The 17189-nt window shown below is 34.1% G+C and carries 14 protein-coding genes and 1 other annotated feature; of the genes, 12 read left to right on the top strand and 2 right to left on the bottom strand.

Going from position 1 to position 17189, the window contains the following annotated elements; translation table 11 throughout:
* The first annotated feature begins 34 nt into the window (after nucleotides 1-34).
* The 8 genes from hemA (at nucleotide 35) to QQS35_RS14700 (ending at nucleotide 9114) form a co-directional block, all read left to right on the top strand.
* Nucleotides 35-1402 carry a glutamyl-tRNA reductase gene (hemA, locus tag QQS35_RS14735; protein WP_285932982.1) on the top strand — a complete coding sequence of 456 codons (1368 nt, stop codon included), beginning with the start codon at nucleotides 35-37 and terminating at the stop codon, nucleotides 1400-1402.
* Between the two features lie 71 nt (nucleotides 1403-1473).
* Entirely contained in the window at nucleotides 1474-2289 is an 816-nt protein-coding gene (locus QQS35_RS14730; protein ID WP_285932981.1) for a cytochrome C assembly family protein, read from the top strand.
* A gap of 27 nt (nucleotides 2290-2316) precedes the next feature.
* Nucleotides 2317-3246 carry a hydroxymethylbilane synthase gene (gene hemC, locus QQS35_RS14725; protein WP_285932980.1) on the top strand — a complete coding sequence of 310 codons (930 nt, stop codon included), beginning with the start codon at nucleotides 2317-2319 and terminating at the stop codon, nucleotides 3244-3246.
* Complete coding sequence (locus tag QQS35_RS14720) at nucleotides 3246-4034, top strand: uroporphyrinogen-III synthase (RefSeq protein WP_285932979.1); 789 nt, start codon at nucleotides 3246-3248, stop codon at nucleotides 4032-4034. The genes hemC and QQS35_RS14720 overlap by 1 nt, the downstream gene beginning before the upstream one ends.
* 11 nt (nucleotides 4035-4045) lie before the next feature.
* Nucleotides 4046-5023, top strand: coding sequence for a porphobilinogen synthase (gene hemB, locus QQS35_RS14715; protein ID WP_285932978.1), 978 nt, complete (start codon nucleotides 4046-4048; stop codon nucleotides 5021-5023).
* Between the two features lie 21 nt (nucleotides 5024-5044).
* Nucleotides 5045-6331, top strand: a complete 1287-nt coding sequence (gene hemL / locus QQS35_RS14710) for a glutamate-1-semialdehyde 2,1-aminomutase (RefSeq protein ID WP_285932977.1) — start codon at nucleotides 5045-5047, stop codon at nucleotides 6329-6331.
* A 489-nt stretch (nucleotides 6332-6820) separates the two neighbouring features.
* Nucleotides 6821-7960 carry a stage VI sporulation protein D gene (spoVID, locus tag QQS35_RS14705; protein ID WP_285932976.1) on the top strand — a complete coding sequence of 380 codons (1140 nt, stop codon included), beginning with the start codon at nucleotides 6821-6823 and terminating at the stop codon, nucleotides 7958-7960.
* Between the two features lie 131 nt (nucleotides 7961-8091).
* Nucleotides 8092-9114, top strand: a complete 1023-nt coding sequence (locus QQS35_RS14700) for a protein kinase family protein (protein WP_285932975.1) — start codon at nucleotides 8092-8094, stop codon at nucleotides 9112-9114.
* Here the strand turns inward: QQS35_RS14700 and QQS35_RS14695 are convergent.
* Nucleotides 9111-9302, bottom strand: a complete 192-nt coding sequence (locus tag QQS35_RS14695) for a hypothetical protein (RefSeq protein WP_285932994.1) — start codon at nucleotides 9300-9302, stop codon at nucleotides 9111-9113. The two genes, QQS35_RS14700 and QQS35_RS14695, sit on opposite strands and share 4 nt — an antisense overlap.
* A gap of 139 nt (nucleotides 9303-9441) precedes the next feature.
* Nucleotides 9442-9685: a binding site (T-box leader), on the top strand.
* Nucleotides 9686-9749: 64 nt separating this feature from the next.
* On the opposite strand from QQS35_RS14695, the gene QQS35_RS14690 reads away from it, so the two are divergent.
* Complete coding sequence (locus QQS35_RS14690) at nucleotides 9750-12401, top strand: valine--tRNA ligase (RefSeq protein ID WP_285932974.1); 2652 nt, start codon at nucleotides 9750-9752, stop codon at nucleotides 12399-12401.
* Nucleotides 12402-12512: 111 nt separating this feature from the next.
* Nucleotides 12513-12953, top strand: coding sequence for a hypothetical protein (locus QQS35_RS14685; RefSeq protein WP_285932973.1), 441 nt, complete (start codon nucleotides 12513-12515; stop codon nucleotides 12951-12953).
* Here the strand turns inward: QQS35_RS14685 and QQS35_RS14680 are convergent.
* Entirely contained in the window at nucleotides 12929-13816 is an 888-nt protein-coding gene (locus QQS35_RS14680; RefSeq protein WP_285932972.1) for an ATP-grasp domain-containing protein, read from the bottom strand. The two genes, QQS35_RS14685 and QQS35_RS14680, sit on opposite strands and share 25 nt — an antisense overlap.
* Before the next feature lie 136 nt (nucleotides 13817-13952).
* Between QQS35_RS14680 and QQS35_RS14675 the strand changes: the two genes are divergently transcribed.
* Both QQS35_RS14675 and QQS35_RS14670 read left to right on the top strand, forming a co-directional pair.
* Nucleotides 13953-15230, top strand: coding sequence for a bifunctional folylpolyglutamate synthase/dihydrofolate synthase (locus QQS35_RS14675; RefSeq protein WP_285932971.1), 1278 nt, complete (start codon nucleotides 13953-13955; stop codon nucleotides 15228-15230).
* 88 nt (nucleotides 15231-15318) lie between these two features.
* On the top strand, nucleotides 15319-17040 hold the full coding sequence (locus QQS35_RS14670; RefSeq protein ID WP_285932970.1) for a sensor domain-containing diguanylate cyclase: 1722 nt from the start codon (nucleotides 15319-15321) through the stop codon (nucleotides 17038-17040).
* The last annotated feature ends 149 nt before the right edge of the window (nucleotides 17041-17189 follow it).

The following is a 17189-nucleotide window of genomic DNA, read 5'->3' as shown; positions in this document are numbered from 1 at the left end:
TTTCAGGGTACATGTTTATTTGGGGGTAGATATTGTGCATATATTAGTGGTGGGTATAAATTATAGAACCGCCCCTGTTGAGGTTAGAGAAAAACTCACATTTCAAGAAGATAAGCTTCAAGAAGCGATGCAAGCTTTAAATAAAGAGAAAAGCATCTTAGAGAATGTGATTGTTTCTACATGCAATCGTACTGAAATCTATGCGGTAGTTGATCAACTTCATACAGGGCGTTATTATATTAAACGTTTTTTAGCAAATTGGTTTGAATTAGATAAACAGTTATTTTCACCACATCTCGCTATTTATGAGAGTGATGGGGCTATTGAACATTTATTTAGAGTTACCAGTGGGTTAGATTCCATGGTAGTTGGTGAAACACAAATTCTTGGTCAGATGAAACAAGCTTTTATGCTTGCACAAAAATCTGGCACTACTGGAACTTTATATAATGAATTGTTCAAACAGGCAATAACTTTAGCTAAACGTGCTCATAAAGAAACAGTAATTGGAGAAAATGCCGTTTCTGTTAGTTATGCAGCAGTTGAGTTAGCGAAAAAAATATTTACAGATTTGAAAAATAAACATGTCGTTATTCTAGGTGCCGGTAAGATGGGTGAGTTAGCTGCTAAAAACTTACAAGGATCTGGTGTTGGAAAAGTGACTGTTATTAACCGAACATATAAAAAAGCGCAAGCACTTGCAAAACAGTTTAGCGGAGAAGCAAAGAAAGTTGAAGAATTGGCAAGTGCGGTAAAAGAAGCGGATATTTTAATTAGTTCTACTGGTTCAGACAATTATGTATTGACAAAAGAAAGACTTCTACCTATTCAAAAGGAACGCAAAGGACGTCCGTTATTTCTTGTAGATATAGCTGTTCCTAGAGATCTAGATCCTGAGTTAGGAAAGATGGAAAGTGTATTCTTATATGATATAGATGACTTACAAGGTATCGTTGATGCAAATTTACAAGCTCGTAAAGAGGTCTCAGAAGAAATTGAGATAATGATTGAAAATGAGATAGTTAATTTTAAAGAATGGTTACAGACATTAGGTGTTGTGCCGGTAATTTCTGCTTTAAGAGAACATGCACTTTCAATACAAGCGGAAACCATGAAAAGTATTGAAAGAAAAATGCCTGACTTAACTGAACGAGAGAGAAAAGTGCTAAGTAAACATACAAAAAGCATTATTAATCAGTTATTAAAGCAACCGATTTTGCAAGCCAAAGAAATAGCTGCAGAACCTAACGCAGAAGAATCACTACAAATGTTTATGCGTGTCTTTGGAATAGAGGATATGGTTAAAGAGGAATTAAATAAACAAGATGTGAATAAAGTGATCTCGTTTCAAAAAAGTGGAGAAGTGACCTTTCCGTCTTTAAAGAATGTTTCCGTCCATTAATTATTAATATAGGGTGAATAGTTACCTCCCTAAATAGTTTTTTGATACCTTACGAGGAAAGGATTTCCCTTATGCTAGAAATAAGCTGGCTGAATGAATTTATTTTAATCATATATGGAGCTAGTGTGATGGGATATTTTATTGATTTTATTCAATCTAACCGGAAGGTAAATAAGCTCGCCTTCTGGTTACTTTTAATGGTTTGGATATTACAAACCATTTTTTTATTGTATCAAATCCTATCCCAATCACAATTCCCTGTTTTGTCGATTTATGAAGGGTTATTTTTTTATGCTTGGATACTAATAACTTTCTCTTTATTTATAAACAGAATTTTTAAAGTAGACTTTTTGATTTTTTTTACAAATCTATTTGGTTTTTTTATTTTGTTATTTCATCTAGCGAGTAAAGCAGGGAATGCTAATGAAGAAGGTGTGCGATTAGTGGGTGAACTTTTGATTGCTCACATTACATTGGCTTTAATATCGTACGGTTTTTTTACTCTATCATTTGTTTTTTCAGTAATGTTTCTACTACAATATAAGTTATTAAAAGAAAAGAAAGCATACAAATGGTTAATGAAATTAGGTGATTTGGAACGGTTAGATTATTTTTCCTTTCAAACCATCAAAATTGCTGTACCTACTTTATTAATTTCGATGATTTTAGGAATAGTCTGGGCTTATTCTACAGGTGCGGAGTTTTATTGGTATGATATTAAAACAGTTGGTTCGATTATTGTTTTTATCGTCTATAGTGTCTATCTTGTTGTTAGATTAGGGTTAGGATATCAAGGTAGAACAATATCAATTTTAAACACTGGTGCTTTTCTATTTTTATTAATTAATTTCTTTTTGTTTAGCGCGTTATCAAATTTTCACTTCTAATCAACTAAAGAATCAGGAGGATAATCGATGAGAAAAATAGTCATTGGATCAAGAAAAAGTAATTTAGCCCTTACTCAAACTGATTGGGTAATTGAACAATTAAAAAATGCCGGAGCAAATTATAACTTTGAAGTTAAGAAAATTGTAACTAAGGGTGATAAAATACTTGATGTTACATTGTCAAAAGTTGGAGGCAAAGGGCTTTTTGTTAAAGAAATTGAACAAGCAATGTATGATAAAGAAATCGATATGGCGGTTCATAGTATGAAAGATATGCCCGCAGAAGTTGCAGAAGGATTAACAATAGGTACAATACCAAGTAGAGAAGATCATCGTGATGCATTTATTTCAAACAATAACGTACTGTTAAAGGATTTACCGAAGGGTGCTATCGTTGGAACGAGTAGCTTAAGACGTGGCTCACAAGTATTAGCAGCACGTCCTGACTTAGAAATTAAATGGATTCGCGGTAATATTGAAACGCGATTGAGAAAACTAAAAGAGGAAGATTTTGATGCAATTGTTTTAGCTGCTGCAGGTTTAATTCGTATGGGCTGGGGAGACGATCTTGTTACCGAATATCTAGATCCTGAAATGTGTGTTCCGGCAGTTGGTCAAGGTGCTTTGGCAATTGAGTGTCGAAAGGACGATAAGGAGTTAATAGAACTTCTAGAAAAAATCAGTGATGAACATACTACACGTACAGTAACTGCTGAAAGAACTTTCCTACATTTGCTTAATGGTGGTTGTCAGATTCCAATCGGAGGCTATGCTTATCTAGAAGGAGACGAAGTAGTTTTAACTGCTTTAGTAGCTACTCCGGACGGCAAGACAGTTCTAAAGGAAATAGTTAGAGGAACTGATCCAGTAGATGTTGGTAAAGAAGCGGCAGATCGTCTAAAAGCGCAAGGTGCGCAAAAAATCGTCGATGATGCTAAAGAGGAGCTTGACCAGTAATGTCAAGTTCTTTATCAGGAAAGAAAATTCTAATTACTCGTGAGAAACATCAAGCGAAGGTATTTTCTGATAAATTAAAAGAAGTAGGTGCGATTCCACTTGTAGCACCTCTTTTATCTTTTCAGCCTAGATATTCGAGTGAAAATCAGAAAATGATGCAAAGACTTCAAGACTTCACATGGGTGTTTTTCACAAGTGCCAACGGTGTGAAGTTTTTTTTCGATCAAATGATACAATTCGGATATAATACAAATGTGCTTAATCAACTACATATTGCCGTCGTAGGTAAAAAAACTGAGTTAATGTTACATCATTATAATTTTAAGGCTGATTTTAAGCCTAGTCATTTTCATGGAAGTCAAATGGCCAAAGAATTTTTACATCGATATGGAAATAGCGGACAAATATTATTAGTATGTGGAAGCAAGTCGAGGCAGGAGATTCCGAAAGAACTAACGGGTCATCATGTATCTTTCGAGCGACTTATTATCTATGATACATTAGTAAATGAGGATTCATTTACATTACTTCGTAGTTATTTAAAACAAAATACAATTGACGCCTATACATTTACAAGTCCTTCTACCATTGAAGCTTTTTTGCAGTTAATAGAACTTAGCCCCTTAATAGATGAATTTGTAGCAAAAAAAAGATTGTGTGTATGTATAGGTTCTACCACACAGCAAAAGGCATTAGATGAAGGATTTCAGCATGTATTAGTTCCTACTGAATTTACTATAGAAGGTATGCTTGATGAATTAATTAAGCATTTCACTATGAAAGGTTAGGGTGAAGAGTTATGTCAAAACAATTATACGATCGTCATCGTAGGTTAAGATCTTCAACAAGTATGAGAGCGATGGTAAGAGAAACGAAACTTACTACAGATGATTTAATCTACCCAATGTTTATTGTGGAGGGTGAAAATATTAAGAATGAAGTAGTCTCTATGCCAGGTGTTTATCAAGTCTCTTTAGATTATTTGACAGAAGAATTGAATGAGATAGTTAGCTTAGGCATTCGATCAGTACTTTTATTTGGAATTCCAAAGGAAAAAGATGAGCTAGGTACTCAAGCTTACTGTGAAACAGGGATTGTTCAAGAAGCATTACGTAAGATTAAGAAAGAGTTCCCTGAACTTATCACTGTTGCTGATACATGTCTTTGTGAATACACCTCCCATGGTCATTGTGGAATCATTCATGAAGGCGACGTGCTAAACGATGAATCTCTAGAATTGATTGTACAAACGGCTGTCTCACAAGCAAAAGCAGGAGCTGATATTATTGCACCTTCTAATATGATGGATGGTTTTGTTAGTGCGATTCGAAGAGGTTTGGATGAGGCAGGTTTTGAAAATATACCAATTATGTCCTATGCTGTAAAATATGCTTCCGCTTTTTACGGTCCGTTTCGAGACGCTGCGGGTAGTGCACCACAATTCGGTGATCGTAAAACATACCAAATGGATCCAGCTAATCGATTGGAAGCATTAAGAGAAGCGGAGTCTGATATTAATGAAGGTGCTGATTTCTTAATTGTTAAACCAGCATTATCTTATATGGATATTATGCGAGAAGTGAAAGACCAATTTAATGCACCAGTTGTTGCTTATAATGTAAGTGGAGAATATGCAATGGTTAAAGCTGCTGCGCAAAATGGTTGGATTGATGAGAAACAAATTGTATTGGAAAAGCTAACATCAATGAAACGAGCTGGTGCCGATATTATTATTACTTATGCAGCAAAAGATGTTGCTAGATGGTTAAAAGATTAAACGTAGAGAGGATGTTTGAGTTTGAGAAATTTTGATAAATCCATTGATGCTTATAAAGAAGCTGTTAATCTTATGCCTGGTGGAGTGAATTCACCAGTCCGCGCATTTAAATCAGTTGGAATGAATCCGATATTTATGGAAAGAGGAAAAGGCTCAAAAATTTATGATATTGATGGTAACGATTATATTGATTATGTATTAAGCTGGGGGCCATTAATTTTAGGCCATGCCGATGATCGTGTTGTATCAAAACTAAAGGAAGTAACTGAAAATGGTACAAGCTTTGGTGCGCCAACTTTACTAGAAAATAAACTAGCAAATTTGGTTATTGAGCGCGTACCATCTATCGAAATAGTTCGAATGGTTAATTCAGGTACAGAGGCTACCATGAGTGCTCTTAGACTAGCAAGAGGTTATACGGGAAGAGATAAGATTTTGAAATTCGAAGGAAACTATCATGGGCACGGTGATTCACTTTTAATAAAAGCTGGATCAGGTGTTGCGACGCTTGGTTTACCTGATAGCCCTGGTGTTCCTGAATCAGTTGCACAAAATACAATCACTGTTCCTTATAACGATATAGAAAGTGTGCGATATGCTTTTGAACAGTTTGGTGATGATTTAGCTGCGGTTATTGTTGAACCGGTTTCAGGCAACATGGGAGTGGTTCCACCAAAAGATAATTTCTTACAAAACCTGAGAGAAATAACTGAGGATAATGGAACAGTACTGATTTTTGATGAAGTAATGACTGGATTCCGTGTTGGTTATAACTGTGCACAGGGGCATTTTGGAGTAACACCAGACCTTACTTGTCTAGGCAAAGTAATCGGTGGTGGCCTCCCAGTTGGTGCGTACGGTGGAAAACGAGAAATCATGGAAAGAATCGCTCCAACAGGTGATATTTATCAAGCCGGTACGTTATCAGGTAATCCATTGGCAATGACAGCTGGTTACGAGACACTAATCGCTATGGATAAACAAGCGTATGAACAAATGAATAATAAGGTCGATCGCTTAGTTGAAGGATACACACAAGCTGCAGCTGAGTTTAATTTACCATTACAAGTAAATAGAGCCGGATCGATGGTAGGTTTTTTCTTTAATGATCAAGAAGTGGAAAATTTTACAACAGCGAGCGATTCTAATTTAGATCACTTTGCTAGTTATTACCGGACAATGATTGAAGAAGGAGTATTTTTACCGCCTTCTCAATTTGAGGGCATCTTCTTATCAACGGCCCACACAGATGAAGATATTGATAAAACAATAAAAGCTGCTCGAATAGCTTTTTCAAAATTAACGTAAGTAATATAACTAATTTTATATAGGTAAAGATCTAAGACAAAAACACCTGCTTTTTTACAATTAAAAGTAGGTGTTTTTTGCTGTCTTCTAAGTTGACTATTGTTGAGAGAGAGCTTTCAAGAAATCCAAGTAGATTATTAATAAGAGCAGACTAATGTAGCATGGTGGTAAACGACTGTAAAGTTGGAAAATTCACCATAGCTGTGGGGGTGTGTTTTCCATTGATTGTGAATATTTAAAAGCAATTAACTAATGAAAATGTCTATTTTATTAAATTTGAATTATGTAATAGAACTGTTAAATACTGCATATATTTACTCTGATTAAATTTTTAATTAATTTATTGATTCCTTACTAAATATAATTTTATTTCCAATGCATAATTGGCCATATTGAATGGGTTCCATGCATAATTTTATAACTTTTTCATATATCTGAATGGAGGACAACGTACGATTTGCGTGTTGATTTTGAGGGGAGGAATTAGTGTTGACCAATGGAGATGGATCCGTATTCACTTTTGATTTAAATGAATCACTTTGGTTTAAAAAGGGACAGGAAGTTGATGAGATAATGGGAATTTCTTTAGAGCCAGAGATTTCTATTCAGGAATTTGATGACTATGTTTCCGTACGAGGTGTAATTGAACTGAAAGGAGAATACTTTCAAATTAAGCAAGATGACCTTGGGGAAGAACAGGTACTTTCGTTAAGAGATCATCCTTCACAACGATTTATTGATCGTGTAGAAAGCTATGAAGATGGTGTAAATGAATTTTTTCATAATTTCCCTGTAGAGGTGTCGATTCCGAAATATAGAATAGAAAGTTTAGATGATGTTCTTGTTGGAATAGAATCATTTGATTACGAGTTGCCAGAATATAGTCAACTTAAATTGAATGCTACTGTTGCAATTCATGGAGTGAAAGAAGATGCACCTAGTGCCACACTAGCTAAAGATCGAGAAGAGATTGAAGCGTATGAAGATGAACAAATCGAGGTGCCACCAGAAGCTCCTGTTGATGAAACATTTGAATTTGATGTGAAAGAAAAACAAGAAGAAGAATCAGTTAACCGTGACAATTTAGATAATAATGAAGAGAATACACAAGAGTCAGAAGCGGCTTACGAGCCAGAACCAGAACCAGAGCCAGAACCAGAGGCTATAGTAGATCCAGAGCCAACAACAAGTAAATCGGAAAAAAATCGATTGAAAAATAAAAAATCACAAACATTGTCTGAATTTTTTGGCCATGGAGCAGATAAAGAAGAAATTGATGAAAAAACTGAAAAAGTAACAGAATTATATGAGTCAAGTGAATCTGAATCTGAATCTAGTATTGTCTCATTTAATGCAAACAAGAAGGATGATCATGAAGACTCATTAGAATCCTCTAGTATGGAGAACAAACGTGATGCTAACTATTTATTAAGTATGTTTGCTGATAAAGAAGAGGAAAGTAGATTTTCTAGTTTAAAAATGTGTATCGTGCAAGAGTCAGATACACTTGATTCTATCGCAGAACGATATGAAATTTCGTCCCTTACTATATCTAAAACAAACCGATTGAATAATGATCAAGTATCAGAGGGGCAAATATTATATATACCTACGAAACAAAAAAACTAGTCAGCTTTTCTTTGAGATATATAGAAGATAATGCCTTTGACAAAGTAATCCCTTGCCACAGTTTAGTGACAAGGGATTTTACTTCTTACATAAATCAAACAAACCCAATTTTGTAATTTGGAGTGAATGTTATGACAAATATAAAAGAAGTTTTAAAAGCTTATCATGTTCATCCTTCAGAGATTATACCAATCACTAAACGAGTCCATAAAGTGCAAACTCATAATTATATATTTGCATTGAAACGTTCGAGAATGAGACTCAATAACATGGAAAAATGGAGAAGGGCGTATCAAATAGGAAGTGAAAACAACTTATCGTCCATCTTACCAGTTTATATGACGGAACAGAATCAACTATTTAAACAGTATGAACAAGACATTTATTATCTAACGCCATGGAAAGATTCGGTGAGTACAGATGAGCCAAAACATGAAATGGAATCGTTCTATCATACACTTGGTCAAATTCATAAACAAACCAAATCGGAAAAGCAAATAAGTTCAAGTATGGTTGAACAAATGATTAACCAAGCGAAAAGTGATTTATCTAAACAAAGACAGACATTATTAGGATATATCGAGAAATTTGAACAGAAACACTTTATGTCCCCTTTTGAATTAAGGGTGTGTATGCAATATCGAGATTTGGATCAAGTTTTTTACTATTTGGATAAATGGTATGATTATTATTTAGAAGATATTTCAGATGATAATCGAGTCTATATTAGTTTATGTCATGGAAATTTACGCTCTTCTCATATGATCTACCAACATGGTCATACTTTTTTAATTAATTGGGAGAAAAACAACTTTGCGAACCCAATAAATGATTTAGCAAGATTCTACTATAATGAATTTAAATATCATGACTGTTCGATAAACTATATGACAAGTGCATTTCCAATTTATGAAAAATACAATCCATTAATGCAAAGTGAAAGAAGTCTACTTGCTATTTACTTGTTGACTCCGGTACCATATATTCAATTGATAGAGAGATATTATCGGAATGAGTTAGCCCTGGCTCAGCCGTTTCAAGTGAAAAAGCTAGAGCAGAGCTATAGAAGGCTTATCAATGGACTGAATCTTCAAGGGTATTTTTATCAAATGAGAGAGCAATTAAAAGAAAAAGAATTAGAGTCAGATGATTAAATCCATTCTAAATAAAAAGCAATAAATATACCCGCAAAAACTCCTAGGAGTAATACATCAAAAGTTGTAGGGAAAAATATTGTTCTTACACCTTGAAAAATCATGATTGGTAATACACATCTTTCAATTAGCAAAAGCCAATACCTTGCCCAAGGTGGTAGACGGTATCGATAATAACGTGCCATAATTACACCCCTTTTTTATACTTTTGGTGTATTCTATGTTCATAACATAGTAAATGGTGCAATAATATCAACTTTAAAATAAAAAAATACATTGACTTATTTGTGTTATTTTGGATAAAATAGCTAGTATATCAAAATAATAATAAATGCAGTGATAAGGAAGAGTACAAAATAAGTGCCTATAGAGAGGGAAATCATTAGCTGGAAGATTTCCTAGGAAATATTTATTTTGGAAGGTCGCCTTGGATGCAGCTTCTTTGAACTAATAGTAGAAGAAGCCGGTGAAGAATCGTTACTTTATTTAAGTGTACTTACACAATAATTTATGTGAGATGTGTAAGTGAACAAAGGTGGTACCACGGAAATATATCCTTTTCGTCCTTTATTGGATGATGAGGATTTTTTTGTGTATAGATTTAATTGTTTAGTTAGTTAAAGGAGGAAATAAAGATGGAAGAACATAATCAAGTTTCATTGCCACCAAAATATGATCCAACTGCTGTGGAAAAAGACCGTTATAAATTTTGGATAGATGGTAAATATTTCGAGGCGAAAGCTGACAAAACGAAAAAGCCATTTACAATTGTGATTCCACCACCAAACGTCACAGGGAAATTGCATATTGGTCATGCTTGGGATACAACATTACAAGATATTATTACGCGTATGAAGCGAATGCAGGGATATGATGTTTTATATTTACCTGGCATGGATCATGCAGGTATTGCAACACAATCAAAAGTAGAAGCTAAGCTAAGAGAACAAGGATTAAGTAGATACGATTTAGGTCGCGAGAAGTTTCTTGAAAAAGCTTGGGAGTGGAAAGATGAATATGCTACGTTTATTCGTAAACAATGGGAGAACTTAGGCTTAGGATTAGACTATTCACGTGAAAGATTTACTTTAGATGAAGGTTTATCAGAAGCAGTAAAAGAAGTTTTTATTAAATTATATGATAAAGGGCTTATATATAGAGGCGAATATATAATTAACTGGGACCCAGCGACTAAAACTGCACTTTCCGATATTGAAGTTATCCACGAAGAAATTCAAGGTCATTTCTACCACATGAGATATCCGTTAAAGGATGGAACGGGGTCAATTGAGATTGCAACAACTCGTCCAGAAACAATGCTTGGTGATACAGCCGTTGCAGTCCATCCGGATGACGACCGTTACAAGGAACTTATTGGTAAAAAGGTAGTATTACCAATTGTTGGTCGAGAAATTGAGATTGTTGCGGATGATTATGTTGATATGGAGTTCGGTTCTGGTGCAGTTAAAATCACGCCAGCACATGACCCAAATGATTTTGAAATTGGAAACCGCCACAATTTAGAGCGTGTTCTAGTTATGAATGAAGACGGGACGATGAATGATAGAGCTGGTATTTGCAAAGGTATGGACCGTTTTGAATGTCGTAAGCAACTAGTAAAGGATCTTCAGGATGAAGGGATTTTATTTAAGATTGAAGAGCATATGCATTCGGTTGGTCATTCTGAACGGAGTGGAGCAGTGGTTGAGCCGTACCTTTCTACACAATGGTTTGTTAATATGCAGCCACTAGCAGATGCAGCAGTAGATTTACAAGAGAAAGATGATGATAAAAAAGTTCATTTTGTTCCAGACCGTTTTGAAAATACGTATCTACGCTGGATGGAAAACACACGTGATTGGTGTATCTCTCGACAATTGTGGTGGGGTCATCGAATTCCTGCTTGGTATCATAAAGAAACGGGAGAAATTCATGTAGGTAAACAGGCACCAAAAGATGAAGAAAACTGGCAGCAAGATTCCGATGTATTAGATACATGGTTTTCTTCAGCATTATGGCCTTTCTCAACACTAAATTGGCCTGATACACAAGACGAAGAATTTAAACATTTCTTTCCTACCAATGTGCTTGTTACTGGCTATGATATTATTGGGTTTTGGGTTTCCCGTATGATTTTTCAATCGATTGAATTTAATGATGAGCGTCCGTTTAAAGATGTATTAATTCACGGTTTAGTTCGTGATGCAGAAGGACGTAAGATGAGTAAGTCATTAGGAAATGGTGTCGATCCAATGGAAGTGGTTGAAAAATACGGGGCCGATTCACTAAGATATTTCCTTGCTACAGGTTCAACACCAGGTCAAGATTTACGTTTCCAATGGGAAAAAGTAGAATCTACTTGGAACTTCGTTAATAAAATATGGAATGCTTCTCGATTTGTAATTATGAACTTAGATGAGTTAAAGTACGATGAGATTGATTTATCTGGTGAGAAGTCAGTAGCAGATAAATGGATACTTACTCGACTTAATGAAACCATCGATCAAGTGAATAAGAATGTAAATAAATATGAATTTGGAGAAGCGGGAAGACATCTTTATAACTTTATATGGGATGAGTTTTGTGATTGGTATATTGAAATGGCAAAACTTCCATTATACGGTGAGGATGAACAAGCAAAAGCTACTACAAGATCTGTGTTAGCTTATGTACTTGATTATACAATGCGTATGTTGCATCCATTTATGCCGTTTGTAACAGAGGAAATTTGGCAACACCTACCACATCAAGGTGAGTCGATCACAGAAGCCGCGTGGCCAGAAGTTAGAACGGATTTACATGACGTGCAGGCGTCTGAAGAAATGAAACGTTTAGTTGCAATTATAAGATCTGTGCGTAATATACGTGCTGAAGTAGACACACCAATGTCTAAACAAGTTCAACTATTGATTCAAGCTAAGGATGACCAAATCTCCTTGCAATTTGAACAAAATCGCCATTATTTAGAGCGATTTTGTAATACGAGTGAATTAATAATTTCAACTTCTATTAAAGCACCAGAAAAAGCAATGTCAGCTGTTATTACTGGAGCAGATTTGTTTTTACCTTTAGAAGGTTTGATTGATGTTGACAAAGAAGTAACTCGTTTGAAAAATGAACTGGAAAAACTGAACAAAGAAGTAGACCGTGTTCAGAAAAAACTAGCTAATGATGGTTTTGTGAAGAAAGCGCCTGAAAGTGTAGTAGAAGAAGAAAAACAGAAAGAGAAAGATTATCGAGAAAAACGATCTAAAGTTGAAGCTAGAATAAAAGAACTTCAATCTTAAACGGTAGAAAACGTGGAATTCCCTAAGGGTATTTCACGTTTTTTTCTACTACAGCTAGAAAATTATGTTAAAATATATACCATATTATTTTAATACATGAGGCTGATTTAAATGAAAGAATTAACAGTTCTTAAAATTAGAAAAATACTACTTCATATTTTATTACTATTAATTTCATTTACACTTTCATATACAATTACCTATTCTTTAAATTTTCTACCAAACGGCTATGAAGTAATGGTGCGTGAAGAGTCTTCGTTAACTATCCAGTCTAATACTGTTTTTGGAATAAAGGATGACATTATTTCTTATGCTCCACCGGAGTTGCGGAAGATTGATAGATTAGATGATGTAATTTACAATCAAAAGGAGAATTTATGGCTTTTTTTCACTGCCTTTTTTATATCACTCATTCTGTTTTTTTATAGGTTGAGTAAAGGTGAGAAGATAATGCATTGCTTGTTCAAAAGTGGAATTTTAGCTGCCCTTTTTGCTCTGTTACCCTATATACAAACAGTCGACAGGATTCAATTTATCATAGCCAATACATAGTCCACTATATAGTCAGCTATATTAATGTTTGTGCAATCGTAAATATTACGTATATGAGCATTAGAATTTATTTCACAAATAATAGGTTTGTCATTAGGACCAAATAAAAGGTCAACACCTGCAAAATCTGCACCAACTGCTTTTGTTGCATGGATAGCTAATGCTATTTCTGCTTGTGACGGTTGATATATTTCCATTTTCCCACCTGCACTAACATTAGCCCGAAAATCATTGTTAGATGTTCGAAGCATAGCAGCAACCACTTTGTTTCCAACTACATTTAGCCGAATATCTTTCCCATAACTCGAAGATACGAACTTTTGAATGACAAACGGTGTGTCCTTTAATTTCTCTATCATTAAAGTTAATTCTTCTCTTGAAGAAACCAAATAGACCTGTTCTCCAAATGAACCATATGCCTCTTTGATAACAACAGGATAATCAAGTTCTGTTTCAATAGTCGCAAATGTTTCAGAATCAACCGTTTTTACTCCTGGGAAAATCTTCGGTGCTATAATTGTTTTGGGAATAGGGAGTTTCTCTTGTGCTAAATACTGATAACTGGTTATTTTATTATCACAAATTTCAATAGAGGTCGATGAGTTAAAGACAGGAATATCCATTTGCTCAAGTTGTCTCGCGAGTGCAATATCTTTATCTCCAAAGATTACGAAATCAGGCTTCGCTTCTAAAGCTTGATTGATAATTTTAGATCCTTGCGTGGATACGAGTGATAATAGGTGGTTATTTTTTTTAATAGTAATCTTCACATTTTTTCTAACACCTGCTTGTTTAATCCATTCAGCGAAATCGAGAAATTTATCACCGGGTAAGTGACCATTATAAATAACCCATCCATGCATGTTGGTCATTCCTTTCCAATTTAAAGTATCATGTTCCTATCAAAGCCGCTAGAAAATTTTGATTTTAATAACGCTATGTTTGTTGATATAATACTTTCATTACATAAAGTACATTTTAATAAGGTAGGTTTTAACTATGTTAACAACTATAAAGGATGTTGATGATTTTTTTCAATCAAGAAGTAACCTAGGAATTAAACCTGGATTATCTAGAGTAGAGACTATGCTTACTTATTGTAATCATCCAGAGCACAAATTAAAAGCGGTTCATTTGGCGGGCACAAATGGAAAAGGATCAACGTTAACTTTCATAAAGCAAGCATTAATGGAAAGTGGATATAAAGTTGGAAGCTTTACTAGCCCTAGTTTAAATAAAATAAATGAGCAAATACAAATAAATCATCAGCCGATTGAGGATGAAAAATTTGTCCAATTACTTAACAAGTTACTACCAATTATAAGTCATTTAGATGAAAAAGATAATCCGCCAACTGAATTTGAAATCACAGTTATTATTGCGATTTTATATTTTGTGAATCAAGTAGATGTTGCTTTAATAGAAACAGGAATGGGTGGTAGAGAAGACTCAACAAACCTAATTCAACCGATTCTTACGATAATTACAAATATCGGGTTAGACCATGGCCGTTTTCTTGGGGAGACATATACAGAGGTTGCCTATCATAAAGCAGGAATCATTAAAAATAAAGTACCTGTAATTATTGGTGATGTGAATCAACAGAGCCTAGCGGTTATACAAAAAGTAGCAGGTGAAAATTGCGCTGAGCAACTTACATACTCAGAGGATTTTAGTATTGAAAATGTGCAACGTCTCAAAGATCAACAATCTTTTAACCTTATTAGTAATGATGTGAAACTATCCATTGCAATTATGATGAAAGGAAAGCATCAATGTATAAATGCGGCGGTCGCATGTATGGCTTTGTTAAAGATAAAAGAAATTGGTTTCGTTATGGAGTTGTCTTCAATACAAAAAGGACTTTTAAAGGCTCATATTCCAGGAAGGTTTGAAAAGATATGTGAGAATCCAATTGTATTTGTTGATGGTGCTCATAATAAAGAAGGTATTGAAACTTTCATTGAAACAGTAAGTACATATTATCAAAATAACGAAAAGCAGTTATTATTTGCAGCGTTCAAGGACAAGCCATTGCAGGAGATGATTAATCAAGTTGAATTAATATTTGACCAAGTAGTTTTCACTAGTTTCGATCACGAAAGAGCTTCAAATGCTCATTATTTGGCTAGTCTATCCAATCACAAACAAAAAAAAGTAGAAGAAAATTGGATAAAGGCAATACAAGATAATATCATAGGCTATCCAGACAAAATCCATTTCATTACAGGTTCTTTGAGTTTTATTGGAAAAGTAAGGAATTATTTTGTGAATTAACAGAATATATGCTATATTTGAGGGTGAATAGGACTTTAGTCTTAAAAATTTAGTATTTTAGTTTAAAATAGGCAAGGGGTTGGAAAATATGGTGCCAAAAAGTAAACAAATAGCACTATGGTTGATATGGCTCTGTATATGGCCAATGTCCCTATTGATTATTTATAATCAATGGTTTCATCAGTTGGATGGTGAACTATTACCGATATTATCATTTGGCTTAATTATGTGTATCGTAGCCTTTTTTCCTTTAATGGTAAATAAAACACCAATTTTCTTTGTTCATGGGATTGCTTTTGCCGTATTTCTAGCATATGGATTATTTGCAGAACTAGTTTTAACGCAAATTGCTATAATTGTTTTACTTGCAAGATTAAGAATTAGACGATCGGAATTATTTAGAATCCCATTAAATTCACTTATGTTTCTATTTGTTTCTATAATCTCAGCACATGTTTATATTTGGCTTGGTGGTGAAATTGGCTCGATTTATTTTTTAAACAAATCAGACATTATTCCTATCTTAGGTTATGTTTTGAGCGTATTTTTATCCAACCATTTTCTTCTTTATCTATTTAGAGTAATCATTTATAATCAGAAATTTAAATTAGTTGACAAAAGCTTATTATGGGAGTTTGGCACAACCATTGTTGTGTTGCCTGTTGGTTTTGTATTATACATGATGTACCGCGATTTTAATCTTTTTGGTATTTATTTTGTGGGAATTCCTTTTATTAGTATATCGATTATATTGATGCTGTATCATGCAAGTAAAAGTGTAAATTACTATTTACAGCAAACAAGTGAGTTTGGCCATCAATTAACAGCTGAGCTAGAAGTAAATGAAGTAGTTGATTTGTTTGTTGAACGTATCTCTACTTTGTTACCTGTTGATTATACGTTTATATATGAAGTGATGGATAAGGATACATTGAAATTAATAAGGTTTTATGATGTCGAAAGTCAACTGGACTTCCCTGCCAAGGATGAATTGAAAAAGAACGAAGCGATAAGCGGAAAAGCGTGGGGTAGAAATGAAATGATTCATTATCGTTCCAAAAAACAGTGGGAACAGATTGCAGATGTGTATTTACCAGAATTAGGAGAGAGTATTGTTTCCTTACCGGTGGAAAGAAATAATAAAATTGTGGCAGTGATTACCTTAATTTCGAAAAGAAAAAGTATGTTTGATAAACACCATATTATGATTTTAGACATTTTAAAAAACTATTTCGCTGTTGCTATTAAAAATGCAAAAAATTATGAAGCTAGAAAACAAGAAAACGAGAGAGATCAACTGACACAACTATATAATTACCGCTTCTTTGAAAATTATCTCCTCAATTATTTTTCTAATATGAAAAAAGCAAATAAACAAAATGATATTTCTTTAATTATGTTAGACCTCGACCACTTCAAACAGATTAACGACACATATGGCCATCAGAGTGGTAATGAAATATTGAAAAGCTTAGCTTCATACTTGCAGAAGAGTATTGGTGAGAAAGGTATTGTATCAAGGTACGGCGGAGAAGAGTTCGTTGTATTATTACCTGGGATGAATCAATTACAAACTGTTATCCTTGCAGAATCGCTAAGAAGAGAAATTGAAGAACAAAGCTTTACCATTCATCAACACATCTTAGATGATGACAAAGCAATTGATATGTATGTTACTGCGAGTATTGGAGTTGCTACGTATCCTGAAAACTCTGAAGACCCACTTGATTTGATTCGTCATGCAGATCGCGCTATGTATGTAGGAGCTAAGCAAAAAGGCAGGAATAAAGTGGCGGTTTATAAGAACTAATTTTACTATTTTCAGGACTTTATAAATAAACAAATAAACAATATTTGTCGAACCTTGGTTAAACTATTTGACCAAGGTGTTTTATTACTAGAAGATTTAATTTACATTACACTTAAACACTTTTATACTATAGGTACATATATAGTTAA

Origin of the sequence: Aquibacillus rhizosphaerae, assembly GCF_030282825.1 — a bacterium.
Taxonomy (GTDB): Bacteria; Bacillota; Bacilli; order Bacillales; family Amphibacillaceae; genus Aquibacillus_C; species Aquibacillus_C rhizosphaerae.
This window is presented reverse-complemented; position numbering and strand designations above follow the sequence as displayed.

Bases quoted from the DNA above. Each gene is read 5' to 3' on its own strand.
- QQS35_RS14730 (WP_285932981.1), top strand. From the start codon at position 1,474: ATGCTAGAAATAAGCTGGCTGAATGAATTTATTTTAATCATATATGGA.
- hemC (WP_285932980.1), top strand. From the start codon at position 2,317: ATGAGAAAAATAGTCATTGGATCAAGAAAAAGTAATTTAGCCCTTACT.
- QQS35_RS14720 (WP_285932979.1), top strand. From the start codon at position 3,246: ATGTCAAGTTCTTTATCAGGAAAGAAAATTCTAATTACTCGTGAGAAA.
- hemB (WP_285932978.1), top strand. From the start codon at position 4,046: ATGTCAAAACAATTATACGATCGTCATCGTAGGTTAAGATCTTCAACA.
- QQS35_RS14700 (WP_285932975.1), top strand. From the start codon at position 8,092: ATGACAAATATAAAAGAAGTTTTAAAAGCTTATCATGTTCATCCTTCA.
- QQS35_RS14690 (WP_285932974.1), top strand. From the start codon at position 9,750: ATGGAAGAACATAATCAAGTTTCATTGCCACCAAAATATGATCCAACT.
- QQS35_RS14685 (WP_285932973.1), top strand. From the start codon at position 12,513: ATGAAAGAATTAACAGTTCTTAAAATTAGAAAAATACTACTTCATATT.
- QQS35_RS14680 (WP_285932972.1), bottom strand. From the start codon at position 13,816: ATGCATGGATGGGTTATTTATAATGGTCACTTACCCGGTGATAAATTT.
- QQS35_RS14675 (WP_285932971.1), top strand. From the start codon at position 13,953: ATGTTAACAACTATAAAGGATGTTGATGATTTTTTTCAATCAAGAAGT.
- QQS35_RS14670 (WP_285932970.1), top strand. From the start codon at position 15,319: ATGGTGCCAAAAAGTAAACAAATAGCACTATGGTTGATATGGCTCTGT.